Origin of the sequence: Bradyrhizobium lablabi (assembly GCF_018131005.1) — a bacterium.
Taxonomy (GTDB): Bacteria; Pseudomonadota; Alphaproteobacteria; order Rhizobiales; family Xanthobacteraceae; genus Bradyrhizobium; species Bradyrhizobium lablabi_D.
This window is the reverse complement of the sequence record NZ_JAFCJK010000009.1, coordinates 191877-206361: the sequence shown is the minus strand read 5'-3', so window position 1 is coordinate 206361 and position 14485 is coordinate 191877. Positions and strand designations below refer to the sequence as shown.

At 63.9% G+C, this 14485-nt stretch carries 14 protein-coding genes; 5 read left to right on the top strand and 9 right to left on the bottom strand.

The genetic code is table 11. From position 1 onward, the window contains the following. Positions 1-29 precede the first annotated feature (29 nt). A complete protein-coding gene (locus JQ553_RS26050; RefSeq protein WP_212502884.1) occupies positions 30-320 on the bottom strand; it encodes a hypothetical protein in 291 nt (96 codons plus the stop codon). A 466-nt stretch (positions 321-786) separates the two neighbouring features. On the opposite strand from JQ553_RS26050, the gene JQ553_RS26045 reads away from it, so the two are divergent. Then, positions 787-2091 (top strand): sorbosone dehydrogenase family protein, encoded by a 1305-nt coding sequence (locus JQ553_RS26045; protein ID WP_212502883.1) that lies wholly within the window; start codon positions 787-789, stop codon positions 2089-2091. A gap of 323 nt (positions 2092-2414) precedes the next feature. After that, on the top strand, positions 2415-2762 hold the full coding sequence (locus tag JQ553_RS26040; RefSeq protein ID WP_212502882.1) for a hypothetical protein: 348 nt from the start codon (positions 2415-2417) through the stop codon (positions 2760-2762). 821 nt (positions 2763-3583) lie between these two features. Here JQ553_RS26040 and JQ553_RS26035 read toward each other — a convergent pair. Beyond that, positions 3584-4540 (bottom strand): LysR substrate-binding domain-containing protein, encoded by a 957-nt coding sequence (locus JQ553_RS26035; RefSeq protein WP_212502881.1) that lies wholly within the window; start codon positions 4538-4540, stop codon positions 3584-3586. A gap of 119 nt (positions 4541-4659) precedes the next feature. Here JQ553_RS26035 and katG point away from each other — a divergent pair, with 119 nt between their 5' ends. Next, entirely contained in the window at positions 4660-6846 is a 2187-nt protein-coding gene (gene katG, locus JQ553_RS26030; protein ID WP_212502880.1) for a catalase/peroxidase HPI, read from the top strand. Between the two features lie 59 nt (positions 6847-6905). Here katG and JQ553_RS26025 read toward each other — a convergent pair whose 3' ends face one another. From JQ553_RS26025 to JQ553_RS25995, 7 genes are all read right to left on the bottom strand, one after another. Further along, on the bottom strand, positions 6906-8792 hold the full coding sequence (locus JQ553_RS26025) for a TRAP transporter large permease subunit (RefSeq protein WP_212502879.1): 1887 nt from the start codon (positions 8790-8792) through the stop codon (positions 6906-6908). Next, positions 8789-9457 (bottom strand): TRAP transporter small permease subunit, encoded by a 669-nt coding sequence (locus tag JQ553_RS26020; protein WP_212502878.1) that lies wholly within the window; start codon positions 9455-9457, stop codon positions 8789-8791. The genes JQ553_RS26025 and JQ553_RS26020 overlap by 4 nt, the downstream gene beginning before the upstream one ends. A gap of 105 nt (positions 9458-9562) precedes the next feature. Beyond that, positions 9563-10699 carry a TRAP transporter substrate-binding protein gene (locus JQ553_RS26015; protein ID WP_212502877.1) on the bottom strand — a complete coding sequence of 379 codons (1137 nt, stop codon included), beginning with the start codon at positions 10697-10699 and terminating at the stop codon, positions 9563-9565. Between the two features lie 35 nt (positions 10700-10734). Continuing rightward, the gene (locus JQ553_RS26010; RefSeq protein WP_212502876.1) at positions 10735-10962 is read right to left on the bottom strand and encodes a hypothetical protein; all 228 of its coding nucleotides are present in this window, start codon (positions 10960-10962) and stop codon (positions 10735-10737) included. A 165-nt stretch (positions 10963-11127) separates the two neighbouring features. Further along, a complete protein-coding gene (locus JQ553_RS26005) occupies positions 11128-11301 on the bottom strand; it encodes a hypothetical protein (RefSeq protein ID WP_212502875.1) in 174 nt (57 codons plus the stop codon). 37 nt (positions 11302-11338) lie between these two features. Beyond that, the gene (locus tag JQ553_RS26000) at positions 11339-12358 is read right to left on the bottom strand and encodes an aldo/keto reductase (protein WP_212502874.1); all 1020 of its coding nucleotides are present in this window, start codon (positions 12356-12358) and stop codon (positions 11339-11341) included. Between the two features lie 12 nt (positions 12359-12370). Next, a complete protein-coding gene (locus JQ553_RS25995) occupies positions 12371-12796 on the bottom strand; it encodes a PaaI family thioesterase (protein WP_212502873.1) in 426 nt (141 codons plus the stop codon). A 77-nt stretch (positions 12797-12873) separates the two neighbouring features. On the opposite strand from JQ553_RS25995, the gene JQ553_RS25990 reads away from it, so the two are divergent. Together JQ553_RS25990 and JQ553_RS25985 are read left to right on the top strand one after the other, a co-directional pair. Further along, entirely contained in the window at positions 12874-13503 is a 630-nt protein-coding gene (locus JQ553_RS25990; RefSeq protein WP_212502872.1) for a CoA pyrophosphatase, read from the top strand. An 11-nt stretch (positions 13504-13514) separates the two neighbouring features. Beyond that, positions 13515-14483: a tripartite tricarboxylate transporter substrate binding protein gene (locus JQ553_RS25985; RefSeq protein WP_212502871.1), complete on the top strand. Its 969-nt coding sequence runs from the start codon at positions 13515-13517 to the stop codon at positions 14481-14483. Positions 14484-14485 lie beyond the last annotated feature (2 nt).

Here is a 14485-nt window from a genome sequence, read left to right as displayed (position 1 = left end):
AGAGCGATGGGCCTCAACCTTGTCTGTGGTTACCACTGCCTGTAACGGCCGGTCAGCGTGCCGTTGTTGTTACCGTCAGGACCGACATCGCCCTGCGTCGAACTCGGTGTCGGGTGGTTGGTGCCATTCGGCGACCCGTAATATTGATATTGCTGACCCGGGTAGTACATCGCCCGCGGTTGAACGGACTCGTATCGCGGACCGGCTCGGTCCCACCCCACGGGGTTACCGTAAGCGTCGTAACCTTGCGCGAACGCACCGGCCGTCGTTGCAATCAGCGACGCCGCGACGAGGGACAGGATCTTGATCTTCTGTTGCATTCACATGCTCCATGCTGGTGTCGAAACCAACGACGGTGACGTGAACGGCGTTCCGGATTTCCCGATCAATTCGCGTACGCGAGTACGTGAACGCGCCTCAGCCTGTCTCGGTGGCGATCGGCTTGATCATGAAGCGGGGACATCGGGCGGATGAGCAGCGTTGCGCTGTGCGCTGACCCGTTATGCCATGTTGGCTATAGCGCCCGCTCCGCGCAACGGTCGTGTGTACCGGTCGGAAAGGGAGCCCGCCAGTGCGGCGGGCAAAGGTGTCAGGGAGGAAGCGTTCTGACAGGAACGCGCATGCAGTCTCGGTGATTCGGTGCCGGCCACAAAGATCGTATAATTGTTGTCCACCGGTTCGCCATTGTGCCAAAGCTGCTTCGGGTTCCGGGTGGGTAAGTGATCGGCGGGGTCAACCAGCCGTTCGGGGCTGCAACGCGTCCGCGCAACATCACAGAGGAATCTCATGAGCATGTCCCACACTTTCGCGCGCATCGTTGCGCTGGTCGGCGCCGGTGCGCTGCTGTGGCGCCGGCAGCAGGGCGCGCAGCCCAAGCCGGCCTGGGGCGATGCGCCGGAGATTCCCACGGCGAAGCCGCAAGGCGCGATCCCGACGCTGAAGATGCCGACGGCAAGGGGCTGGGATCCCGGGCAGAAGCCGACCGCGGCGCCCGGGCTCAAGGTCAACGCATTCGCTGATGGCCTCGACCATCCGCGCTGGATCGACGTGCTGCCCAATGGCGACGTGCTGGTGGCCGAGGCGACGCAGATCGCAGGCCCGGTCAGGACGCTGTTCCACTATGCGATGCAGGCGACGATGCGGCGCGCGGCCGCGCTCGGCGCCAGCGCCAACCGCATCACGCTATTGCGCGACAAGGACGGTGACGGCGTTGCCGAAACGCGCGGCGCGTTCATGGAGGGACTGAGCCAGCCATTCGGCATGGCGCTGGTCGGCGACACCTTCTACGTCGGCAATACCGACGGCGTGGTCGCGTTTCCCTACGCGGCGGGCGCGGACCGCATCACCGCGGCGGGGAAAAAGCTCGTTGCCTTCAAGCCCGGGGGGCATTGGACGCGCAGCTTGCTGGCGAGTGCTGACGGCACGAAGCTCTATGCCGGCGTCGGCTCGCTCAGCAACATCGCCGAGAGCGGCATGGAGGTCGAGCAGGGTCGCGCCGCGATCTACGAATTGGATATTGCAAGCGGCAAGAGCCGCATCTTTGCGAGCGGCCTGCGCAACGCGGTGGGGCTCGCATGGGAGCCGACGGCAAACGTGCTCTGGACCGTCGTCAACGAGCGCGACGGCCTCGGCGACGAGACGCCACCCGATTATCTCACCTCGGTGCACGACGGCGGCTTCTACGGCTGGCCCTATTGCTACTGGGGCCAGACGGTTGACGACCGGGTGCCGCAGGATCCAGCAATGGTTGCGAAGGCAATACAGCCGGACTACGCGCTCGGCGGCCACACCGCTTCGCTCGGGCTGTGCTGGATGCCATCAGGCACGCTGCCGGGCTTTCCGGACGGCATGGTGATTGGCCAGCACGGTTCGTGGAATCGCTCGACGCTGTCAGGCTATAAGGTCGTGTTCGTGCCGTTCGAGAACGGCCGCCCGTCAGGTCCCGCGCGCGACATCCTGTCCGGCTTCCTCGCAGCAGACGAGAAGGTCTCCTATGGCCGGCCGGTCGGCGTCGCGCTCGGCCCCGACGGCTCGCTGCTGGTGGCCGACGATGTCGGCAACGTGATCTGGCGTGTGACCGGCGAGCGGTGAGGCTGGCACATGATCCGGAAAAGTTCCCTCGCGACGAACGCGGAGCGCTTGCGCGGAGATCATGCTCAAGCAAAGAGATGAGATCATGATGCGATTCGATCTTGTGGCCTGTCCGGACCAGCTCCGCCGCTGATGACGCGATCGACCGCTCCGTCAGCTTCCTGAAAGCGGAACTCGCGACCAAATGAAGTTCCCGGATGTCTCTGAAAATCATAAAACCGGAGCAGAATCCCAAACGTTTTTCACCCCAAATCTCTTGAGTGTTCGTCAACTTCCCGGGCCGATGCTCGCTCGCATCGAGCGAGTAGAACAGGGAGCCGAGCATGCCGAACAAGGGACGAGCGACCGCGGCCAATGCCCACGCGCAGGCGCGCGAAGATATCCTCAACCCGCACGCCATCAGCACGCTGAGCGCGGGCGCCGTAAGCGCGATGAGCGCGGTCGGGGCCGCCGTGATCAAGAAGAACAAGGCCGCGCTTTCCGAGAACGCGGACTGGTTTTGGCACATGTTCGCAAAATGCGAGGCCAAGGCCGCGCGCATCGCTGAGCAGGCCGCGCGCAATCCGGACGCCTGCGGCGATGCGACATTCATCGAGCTCTACGCCAAGAACCTGCCGAAGCTGATGGCATCGGCGCTGGAGGCCCACGAGAAGGCGCTCAGGGCGAAGTGAGTTGTGGTAAATTCGACACGACGGGCAAATCACTCGAAAGCCCGTCCAGTCCTCAGTCGAAAAATATTTCGCTTCCGTCGTCGGGCAAATCAGGTGTTCAATTCCGCCCGTCTCACCCGATCGAGGGGCGCTTCGCGATCGTCACGGGCGTTGGGTCGAGATGCGGTGGACGCTTGAGCGTGTGATTGACGAGCACGCGAGAGGCGGACGGCGAAGTCGTGTGGTTCTGACGCCCCGATGCAGGTGTCAAGTCAGCGAGAAGCAAGCTTCTCACTGGCGACGGTGACAACAAAGCTGGTCTCACCGGGAAGAGCACGGAGGACACCGTAAAACCATCGCGCAGGGAAAGCCGGGTTGTTTCCGGTTACACCTGTGGTCCTACCCCCGGTGCTTTTTGTTGCACCGGGCCCATGGGTGCGATCGGCACCCGGCTTTCCCTGTGCCCTCAACTTACTGAGGGCGGAAAGTGACGCAAAACTCGGGCAAAACATGCTGCGAGAAGGTGGACGCATGCTCAATTGTATCCCCGTCCTCCTGAGGAGCGCGCTCTTGCGCGAGTCTCGAAGGATGTACGGCGACCAGCCGGGCCGTGCATCCTTCGAGGTTCGTGCCGCTCTCAGGATGACGGGTTCGATAATCGTGGCAAGCCGTCAGCGCGAGGAGCTCGCGACAAGATTGCAAAGCAATTTTGCAGTGAAGCGCCGGACCAATCCATCTCTCAACGTGTGGTGCTACGGATTGCCTCGCGGAGCTCGTCATCGCGCGCGCGCATTCGCGCACCCCGTTGGCTCGCAATGAGGGATGAGTGCCCTCCGGGCTCGTTACTTCCGCTTCGCTGCCGCCACGCGCTTCGCCGGCGTCTCTCTCGCACCACCATTCCCCGTCGCGCGCAGCGCGTCGGCCGAGAGTCGGACCACCTCGGAAATCTGTTGCAACTGTCCGGCAAGCGGGCTCGTCTTGCGCCAGACCATGCCGATGGTACGCGAGGGCTGCGGATTTCTGAAGCGCGAGACTGCGACACGCGCAGATCGGGTCTCCACCGCCACAGCCATTTCCGGGATCAGCGTGACGCCGATGCCGGCGCCGACCATCTGCACGAGCGTCGACAGCGAGCTTGCATCCAGCACCTCGCGCGGCGACGACTGCATGTTGCAGAACGACAGCGCCTGGTCGCGGAAGCAGTGTCCCTCCTCGAGCAGCAACAGCCGCATCTCGCGCAGGCTCTCGCTGCTCGGAACCGGCGTTCCCGCATACTCGCCCGGCCGCACCAGAAGAAAGCTCTCCGAGAACAGCGCGACCTCGATCAGCGACGGTTCCGACACCGGCAGCGCCACGATCGCGGTGTCGAGCCGGCCGTCGGCAACCTCCTTGATCAGTTTCGGCGTCAGTGTCTCGCGGACGTGAATGTCGAGCTCGGGATGCAGCCGGCCCAAATTCTCGATCACCTTGGGCAGGAGATAGGGCGCGATCGTTGGGATCATGCCGACGCGCAAGCGCCCCGCAAGCCTGTCGCGCGAAGCCCGCGCGAAATCGCCGAGCTCATCGACGGAGCGCAGGATGTCGCGCACGCGATGCAACAGTTCCTCGCCGAACCTGGTCAGCGCGACCTGCCGCGCGCCGCGCTCGATCAGCACGCCGCCAACGGCCTCTTCGAGTTCCCGAATCTGCATCGAGAGCGCCGGCTGGGAGATCGCGCAAGCCTCCGCGGCGCGTCCGAAATGGCCGTGGCGGGCCAGCGCATCGAAATATCGAAGTTGCCGGAGTGTGACATTTATCATCAGATAATCTTATTGCAGCGATCATTAAAGTCAATTTCACCTGATGGAATGGGTTGCGTAGAATCGTTCTTGGAAAGCTTCGAGCACATTCCACAATCCACCACCTTTGGAGAAGAAAAATGGATGCAAAAACCGACGAAGGCGCGGGCAAATGCCCATTCACCGGCAGCCCTCGCACACGTACGAATCGCGACTGGTGGCCGAACACGCTCGACGTCCAGGTGCTGCATCGCAATTCCGGTCTGTCCGATCCGATGGGCAAGGAGTTCGACTATGCCAAGGAGTTCAAGACGCTCGACCTGAATGCTGTAATCAAGGACCTGCACGCCCTGATGACCGAGTCCCAGGAGTGGTGGCCCGCCGACTATGGCCACTACGGCGGCCTCATGATCCGGATGGCGTGGCACAGCGCAGGCACTTATCGCATCACCGACGGTCGCGGCGGCGCCGGCGCCGGCCAGCAGCGCTTTGCCCCGCTGAACAGCTGGCCTGATAACGCCAATCTCGACAAGGCACGCCGGCTGCTCTGGCCGATCAAGCAGAAGTACGGCCGCAAGATCTCGTGGGCCGATCTGATGATTCTCGCAGGCAACGTCGCCCTCGAGTCGATGGGTTTCAAGACGTTCGGCTTCGCGGGCGGCCGCGCCGATGTCTGGGAGCCCGAAGAGCTGTATTGGGGGCCCGAAGGCACCTGGCTCGGCGACGAACGCTACAGCGGCGAGCGCCAGCTCTCGGAGCCGCTCGGGGCGGTCCAGATGGGTCTCATCTACGTCAATCCGGAAGGCCCGAACGGCAACCCGGACCCGCTCGCCGCGGCAAAGGACATCCGCGAGACGTTCTTCCGCATGGCGATGAACGACGAGGAGACCGTCGCGCTGATTGCCGGCGGCCACACCTTCGGCAAGACCCACGGCGCAGGCGATCCGTCCTCCATCGGTCCGGAGCCGGAAGCGGGCGCGCTCGAGGATCAAGGCCTCGGGTGGAAGAGCAAGCATGGCACGGGCATCGGGGCTGATGCGATCACCGGCGGCCCCGAAGTCGTCTGGACGCAAACTCCGACCAAGTGGAGCAACTACTTCTTCGAGAACCTGTTCAAGTATGAATGGGAGCTGACGGCGAGCCCGGCGGGCGCGAAGCAATGGAAGGCGAAGGGCGCGGAAGCCATCATTCCTGACCCGTTCGACCCGTCGAAGAAGCGTGTCCCGACCATGCTGACCACCGATCTCTCGCTGCGCGTCGACCCGGCCTACGAGAAGATTTCGCGGCGGTTCTACGAGCACCCGGATCAGTTCGCGGACGCGTTTGCCCGCGCATGGTTCAAGCTCACCCACCGCGACATGGGGCCGATCGCGCGCTACCTCGGCCCGCTGGTGCCGAAGGAGACGCTGATCTGGCAGGACCCGATCCCGGCGTTCGATCATCCCGTGATCGACGACAAGGATGTCGAAGCCCTGAAGGCGAAAATCCTCGCGTCAGGTCTGTCGGTCTCCGAACTGGTATCGACGGCCTGGGCGTCGGCGTCCACCTTCCGCGGATCCGACAAGCGCGGCGGCGCGAACGGTGCGCGCATTCGCCTCAGTCCGCAGAAGGACTGGGAGGTCAACGAGCCGGCGCAGCTCAAGACCGTGCTTTCGAAGCTCGAAGCCATCCAGAAGGAGTTCAACGCAGCTCAGAAGGGCGGCAAGAAGGTTTCGCTGGCTGACCTGATCGTTCTCGGCGGCTGTGTTGCGGTCGAGAAGGCTGCGAAGGACGGCGGCACGGATGTGAAGGTGCCCTTCACACCCGGCCGCACCGATGCGTCGCAGGAGCAGACGGATGTCGACTCCTTTGCGCCGCTCGAGCCGCGGGCCGACGGCTTCCGCAACTATGTCAGCGGCAAGCAGCAGTTCATGATGCCTGAGGAGGCGTTGGTGGACCGCGCGCAACTGCTGCGGCTGACGGGACCGGAGCTGACGGTTCTGGTCGGCGGGCTGCGCGTGCTCGGTGCCAACGCCAGGAAGTCCAAGCACGGTGTCTTCACGGGCAAGCCGGGGACGCTGACCAACGACTTCTTCCTCAACCTGCTCGACATGGCCACGCAGTGGAGCCATGTCGGCGAGGGCGTCTATGAAGGCCGCGACCGCAAGACCAATGCGGTCAAGTGGACCGGCACCCGTGCCGACCTGATCTTCGGCTCGCACTCGCAGCTGCGCGCGTTTGCCGAGGTCTACGGGGCCGCAGACGCCAGGGAGAAGTTCGTAAAGGACTTCGTCGCGGCGTGGAGCAAGGTGATGAACCTCGACCGCTTCGAGCTCGCGAAGCACTGACGACAAAAAACGGGACGGCGCGATCTGCCGCGCCGCCCCGATACCCCTCCGCCTGGAGCTCAGCTTCCGTACAGATAGTTCGGCAGCCACAGCGTGAGGCCGGGCCAGATATACATAAGCACCATGCAGATGATGACGATCAGCATGTAGGGCATCATGCCGGAGAAGATCTGGTTCAGCGTGACGTGCTTTGGCGCGACGCCCTTCAGATAGAACGCCGACATTGCCACCGGCGGCGAGAGGAACGCGGCCTGCAGGTTCACGAACACCAGCACGCCCCACAGGACCGGGTCGATGTTGAAGTGCTTCAGCATCGGCAGGAAGATCGGCACGAAGATCACGATGATCTCGGTCCATTCCAGCGGCCAGCCGAGGATGAAGATGATCGCCTGCGACAGGATCATGAACTGGATCGGCGTCATGTTCAGCGACAACACCCAGCTTTCCAGCAGCGCCTGGCCGCCGAGGATCGCGAACACCGCCGAGAACAGCGCGGAGCCGACGAACAGCCAACACACCATCGAGGTGGTCTTGGCGGTCAGGAACACCGCCTCCTTGGTGCGCTTCCAGTCGAGCGTCCGCGCCTGGAACGCGAGCAGGAACGCGCCTGCGGCGCCAACGGCGGCCGATTCGGTCGCGGTGGTGATGCCGAACAGGATCACGGCGAGCACGACCGCGGTGAGGATGCCGAGCGGCATCACCGAGGAGATGAGGAGCCGGAGCACCTCGAATTGCTCGGCCTCCATGATCCAGTAGTAGTACAGCAGCAGCAGGGCGCAGATGCCGGCGACGAAGGCGAAGTAGGTGTAGAACTCCGGCGGCGGCCCGGTGTCGGCGGGGACGGCCTTGACTTGGCTCCTGAGTTCGGCGCTGCCCATCTGCTGCAGCGTCTCCGGCTCCTTCCGGCCGGCGTCGCCGGATCGCCCGCCCGAGCCGAGTTCCTCCAGCTTCTCCTCCTCCGCGGCCGGCGCGCCGGCGCCGGCGCCGAGCGGCTGCAACGTCTCCTGGACCTTCTGCTGCGCGGCCGCGACCGGCGGCGGCAGGTCCGGCTGCTGATGGATCACCACATACCACCAGGTCGCCCACAGCGTGGCCGCCGTCAGCACCAGCGGCACCAGCGCGAAACCGAGATTCTTGACCAGCCGCGGATAGGAGAGGTGGATGCCGTCATCGACGATCTTCAGCGCCTTCGCCGGCGCCACGACCGCAGCGATCAGCGCCGGCAGCATCTTGCGGGAATAGGCCTGCTGCAGCTTGGCAATCCACGGCCGCACCGGCACGCGGGTCTCGCTGTCGGGCAGCTTCGGCGCGATCTTCGGGTTGAGCAGCGCCCAGCCGATCACGTAGATGAGATAGAGGAAGGCCAGGAAGAAGCCCGGAAACATCGCCGCCGCATAGAGCTTCACCACCGACTGGCCGGCGACCGCCGCGTAGACAATGATCATTACCGATGGCGGGATCAGGATGCCGAGGGTGCCGCCGGCGGTGATGACTCCGGACGCGAGCTTGACGTCGTAGCCGGCCTTCAGCATCGGGTTGAAGGCGATCACGCCCATCAGCACGACGACCGCGCCGACCAGCCCGCTGGCGATGCCCCAGAAGGTGCAGACGATCAGGGTTGCGACCGCGAGCGAAGCCGGCACACGACGAAAGGCAAGCTGGATCGAATAGAACATCTTGTCGACCAGCGCGCCGCGCTCCATCACGTAGCCCATCAACACGAACAGCGGAATCGAGATCAGGACGTCGTTGGTCATCGCGCCGTAGGTGCGCTGGACCATCAGGTCGAATATGTGGTTGTCGCCCCAGGCCTCGCCGCCGCGGTGGTAGGCGAAGAACCCGAAAAACATCCCCAGCCCCATCAGGGTGAAGGCGGTCGGGAAGCCCATCATGATGACGACCACGATGAGGACGAGCATCAAAAGCCCGAGTGCCGGATCGCTCATCGCTGCAAGTCCCCGCCCATGCCGCGCTGCCGCGCGCTCTCCTCGATGTTCTGCGCGCGCGCGATCGCGACCTTGCGCGCCTCCTCATCGACATATTCGCTGTGCGCCAGCTGCTCCTCGACGACATCGATCTCGGAGACGTCCGCGAGCCGGCTCGGCCAGACGCCGGTCTTCAGACAGATGACGGCGCGGGCGATTTCCGCCGCGCCTTGCAGCAGCACCAGTGCTCCCGCCAGGGGGATCATGAACTTGAATTGGTAGACCGGCGGACCCTCGGCGGTCACATTGGAATGCTCGTTGATACGCCAGGAATCCATGGCGTAGTCCCACCCTGCGTAAACTAGCGCCGCGATACCGGGCAGGAAGAAGACGAAGTAGAGCACCAGATCGAGCGCGGCTTGCGTGCGCGGCCGCATCGAGCTGTAGAGAAAGTCGCCGCGGACGTGGGCGTTTTGCGCCAGCGTATAGGCGCCGGCGATCATGAACAGCGTGCCGTACAGCATGTTCGAGGCGTCGAAGATCCAGGCCGTCGGCATGTTGAGGATGTAGCGCTTGAACACTTCGGCGCAGACCAGAGCCATCAGACCCACGACCAGCCATGCCGCGAGCTTGCCGGTCCAGGTACTGATACCGTCAATGGTGTGCAGAAAACGCTCGGCGTTCATGTGCGTTGCCACCGCAAATCGGGCGCCAGTGTGGCGTTGAAAATACTACGGACGTCATCCGGGATCATCGTCCCGGATGACGCTTGGAACATGCGGTCGATCCGGTCAGGTCTTCTTCTTGGCGTTCGGACCGAAATAGTGATTATAGGCCATCCGTCGGTTGACCACCGTATCCTGCTCCCACTGCGTCGCGCGCTTGGCAAATGCCAGCTGCGACTCGATGATTTCCTTGAACAAGGCATTCTCCGCCGATTTCTTCTCCGCGACCTGATCGAAAATATCCAGCTGCTTCTGGAGGATCGAATCCGGCGTCTTGTAAAACTTGACCTTGTCCTTGGTCTGCATCTCCTCGTAGTCCTTCGAGTAGCGATCGATCGCCTTCCAGGCCATGTCCTGGCTCGCCGCGTCGACGGCATTGGCGATGATCGCCTTCATCTTGTCCGGCAAGCCGTCGAATTTCGTTTTGTTGAACATGATCTCGAGCTGCTCGGCGTTCTGGTGATAGCTCTGCAGCATGCAGATCTTGGAAACGTCGGGGAAGCCGAGCACGCGATCCGACGTCGCATTGTTGAACTCGGCGGCATCCAGCAGGCCGCGGTCCATCGCCGATACGATCTCGCCGCCCGGCAGTGCGTTGACGGCGGCGCCAAGGCCGCTGAACACGTCGATGGAGATGCCGACGGTACGGAATTTAAGGCCCTGGAAGTCCTCCACCTTGGCCATCGGCTTCTTGTACCAGCCGAGCGGCTGGGTCGGCATCGGTCCATACGGGAACGAGACGACATTGGCGCCGATCGATGCGTACAGCTTTTCAAGCAGCTCCTTGCCGCCGCCGTATTTGTGCCAGGCCAGCAGCATGTTGGCGTCCATCGCATAGCCCGGACCCGAGCCCCACAGCGCCAGGGCATTCTGCTTGCCATAGTGGTAGGCCAGCACGCCATGCCCGCCGTCGAGCGTGCCTTTCGAGACCGCGTCAAGCAGGCCGAAGGCAGGCACCACGGCGCCGGCCGGAAGGACCTCGATCTTGAGATCGCCGCCGGTCATGTCGTTGACCTTCTTGGCGTAGTCGAGCGCGTATTCGTGGAAGATATCCTTGGCCGGCCAGGTGCTCTGCCAGCGCATGCTGATCGGGCCCTGCGCGCTGACGATGGTGGGCGCGGCAACGGTCGCCGCTGCTCCCGCGGCGGCAACCTTCAGGAAGCGGCGTCGACTCGACGCGCCGCCCTTGTTCGACTTGGTCATGTCTCTCCCTCCCCTGAATGGCGATCCTCGTCGGATCAACTTTCTTGTTTGTTTGGAGAGACAAAGACCTGCACGGAGGTTTGGCAAGAATGATCGGGATGATGCGACGCTTGGACGCGGAGCTGCGCAACAAGCGCATACGACTTTCGATTTATTTCACCCCGAATGATGCGCGCCGGGCCACCGAGGCGGCGCGAATTCCCGTCAATCTCGCCGCGCGAAATGACCGCAGACGGCTCCTGGATGATGTCCACGGCCGGCATCCCCTGGCTCCAAATCGAAGGTGTCCGGTGACTGTTCGTCTGCTTCAGTCGTGAAGCATCATGTCCCGGATTATCGCTTCGATCTCCGGGTCTCGCCTCTTCGTCGACAGGGATGGCGATGGTGCCGGGCTGGTCGTCGCCGACTGAATCGTGCACCCGATCGGTTCAGACGAAGATTGATAGATCGCGGTCAGGCTCGTGCAACAAACCAGCAAGGCCGCGATCCATTCCAGCAGATTGGAATTCATGGCAGCGCCAGCATTCGCGTTGTGCTGCGATGATGGTGACGCCAACTTCGTCGCTGCGCAATTCGGAAGATGCGAAGCCGAGCTTCGGCAACGCCGAGATGACGGCCCGCGCCTCGAGGGCGACGCTGTTATCGGGGCCGCTCCGTCCGCGCCCGTCGACCTTCGATCGGATAGGCCGGGTCGTTGAACCCCGGCGTCGAGGGATGGCCGGTGACGACGAGGCGATCGATCAGCTCCTCGTCCTCCGCGGTGAAGCGGTAGTCGAGCGCGCGGATGTAGTCGTCCCACTGTTCCTCGGTGCGCGGGCCGGCAATCACCGCGCTGACGAACGACGAGTTCAGCACCCACGATACCGCGAACTGCCCGGCGGTGATGCCGCGCGCCTCGGCGTGACGCTTGATCTCCTGCGCGAGCTTGAGCGATTCCGGGCGCCATTCGGTCTGCATCATGCGCTTGTCGTTGCGGCCTGCGCGGGTGTCTGCATCCGGAGCGGCGTCGGGTGCGTATTTGCCGGTCAGCACGCCGCGCGCCAGCGGGCTGTAGGGGACGATGCCGAGGCCGTAGAAGGCGCAGGCCGGGAAATGCTCGACCTCGGGCATGCGGTTCATGGCGTTGTAATAGGGCTGGCTGACGATCGGGCGGTCGATGCCGAGCCGGTCGCAGATATTGCAAATTTCCGCGAGGCGCCAGGCGCGATGGTTGGAGACGCCGAAATAGCGCACCTTGCCGGAGCGGATCAGGTCGCCCATCGCGCGCACGGTCTCGTCGAGCGGTGTCGTGTGGTCTTCCTTGTGCAGATAGTAGATGTCGATGTAGTCGGTGCCGAGCCGCCGCAGGCTTTCGTCGGCTGCCTGCAGCACCCAGCGCCGCGACAGCCCGCCGTGATTTGGATCGTCGCCGATCGCGTTGGCGAGCTTGGTGGCGAGGATCCAGTTGGTCCTGGTGTTGGAGATCGCCCGGCCGACAACCTCCTCGGACTTGCCGCCATTATAGGCGTCGGCGCTGTCGATGAAGTTGATGCCGGCCTCGCGCGCCTTGGCGATAATCCGCGACGAGGTGGCCTCGTTCGTCGGTCCGCCGAACATCATGGTGCCCAGGCAGATCGGAGAAATCTTCAGGCCGCTGCGGCCGAGCTGGCGGTATTGCATCAGGGATACTCCCTAGCTTTCATTCTTCAATATCTTGAACACACCATTGACCATCGCGATGCATCGCTTGTCGACCGTCACTTCGGCGGTGATGAAAATCAGGCTGCGCGTCGAACGCACCACGCGGGGGCGGGTGACCAGGATCTCGCCGATCTTGCCGGCCTCGACGAAATGGGTATCGAGCTGCACCGTCGCAAGCGTCGGCTTGCCCGAGACGTGACGCGCGGTCATGCCGCAGGAGCGGTCGGCGAAGGTCATGATGACGCCACCCTGTACCAGGCCGCGACGGTTGTGATGCTTGTCCTCGGTGACAAGCGCATATTCAGGCACTTCGTTGGCCATCCGCCGCCACAGCGGGCCGACCAGATGCAGGAAGCCCGTGGTGTCGACGATCGTCCAGCCGTCGGATTTGAGTCTGTCCGCGGCCTTGGCGGTCATGTCGTGTGGTCCATGGTTGCGGCGGCAATGCGCTTCCGGTCATTTCATCAGGCGCGGGACTGTTGTAGTCAAGGTCAATGACCCGTTCATTTGACGATGCCACCCGGCGGAATATCGCAGAGCTTTGCGCGGGGTTCGCGCGCCTGGCGCCGGCGGATGCGGCACCGGCGCTGAAGCGCGCGGCGGTCGCAATCGCGCTGACCGAAGGCGATGACGGCAATGGCACGGCCTTCCTGTTGACCCGCCGCAGCGCCAGCCTGCGCTCCCACCGCGCGCAATGGGCGCTGCCGGGCGGTCGTTGCGATGCCGGCGAGACGCAGACGCAAGCAGCGTTGCGCGAGCTTGACGAGGAACTCGGGCTGGCGCTCAGCGAAGGCGATGTGCTCGGTCTGCTCGACGATTATCCGACGCGGTCGGGCTATCTGATCACGCCGGTCGTGGTGTGGGCGGGCGAGACCGCCGAGATGACGCCGAACCCTGACGAGGTCGCCTCCGTTCACCGCATTGGGCTCGATGCGATCGAGGCCCGCGATGCCTTCAGCTTCGTCTCGATCCCCGAGAGCTCGCGGCGCGTGATCCGTTTCCGTCTTGCTGGCCAGCACATTCACGCGCCGACGGCGGCCCTGATCTACCAGTTCAGCGAAGTTCTGGCCGGACGCAGCACCCGCGTCGCCGATCTGGAGCAGCCGGTGTTCGCCTGGAAATAGGGAGAAAACGAATGAAAAAATCGATCATTGCGCTTGCAGCACTTGGCCTCGTTGCGGTGTCGCATCCAGCGCGTGCGCAAAACTACCCGTCGCGGCCGATCACCCTTGTGATTCCGTTCGCGCCCGGCGGCAGCACCTCCATCGTCGGTCGCGGCGTCGCCGAGAAGATGGGCGAGCTGCTCGGCGAGAAGGTGGTGATCGACAATCGCCCGGGCGCAGGCGGCACCGTCGGCACCAAGGCGGTCGCGAAAAGCGATCCGGATGGCTATACGCTCGTGCTCGGCTACACCGGCACGCTGGCGATTGGCCCATCGCTCTACAAGAATGTCGGCTACGATCCGCGCAAGGATTTCGCGCCGATCGGCATGATCGGCAACGCGCCAAACTCGCTGGTGGTGCATCCGTCGTTTCCCGCGAAGTCGATTGCGGAACTGATCGCCTACGCCAAGGCCAATCCGGGGAAGGTCAATTTCGGATCGGCCGGCGCCGGCACCGCAAGCCACATCACCGGCGAATATTTCGCGCGCGCCGCCGGCATTACGCTGATGCACATTCCCTACAAGGGCACCGGACCGGCGCTCACCGATCTGCTCGGTGGGCACATCCCGATGGCGTTCGCGCCGATCCCCGCGTCCCACACCAATGTGGCCGCGGGCAAGCTGCGCGCGCTCGCCGTGACCAGCGCGGCGCGCTCCAGCCTGCTGCCCGACGTCCCGACGATCGCGGAAGCCGGATTGCCCGGCTTCGACGCCTCGCTCTATTACGGCCTGGCGGCGCCGGCCGGCACGCCGCGGCCGATCATCGACAAGCTCAACAAGGCGCTGCGCGAGGCGCTGGCATCGGAGGAGGTGAAGCGGCAACTCGATAATGACGGCACCGACATCACGCCGGGTGCGCCCGAGGACTACGCCGATTTCATCGACAAGGACGAGCGGAAGTGGGCGCAACTGGTCAAGGCCAGCGGGGTCGAGCAGGAGTAGGG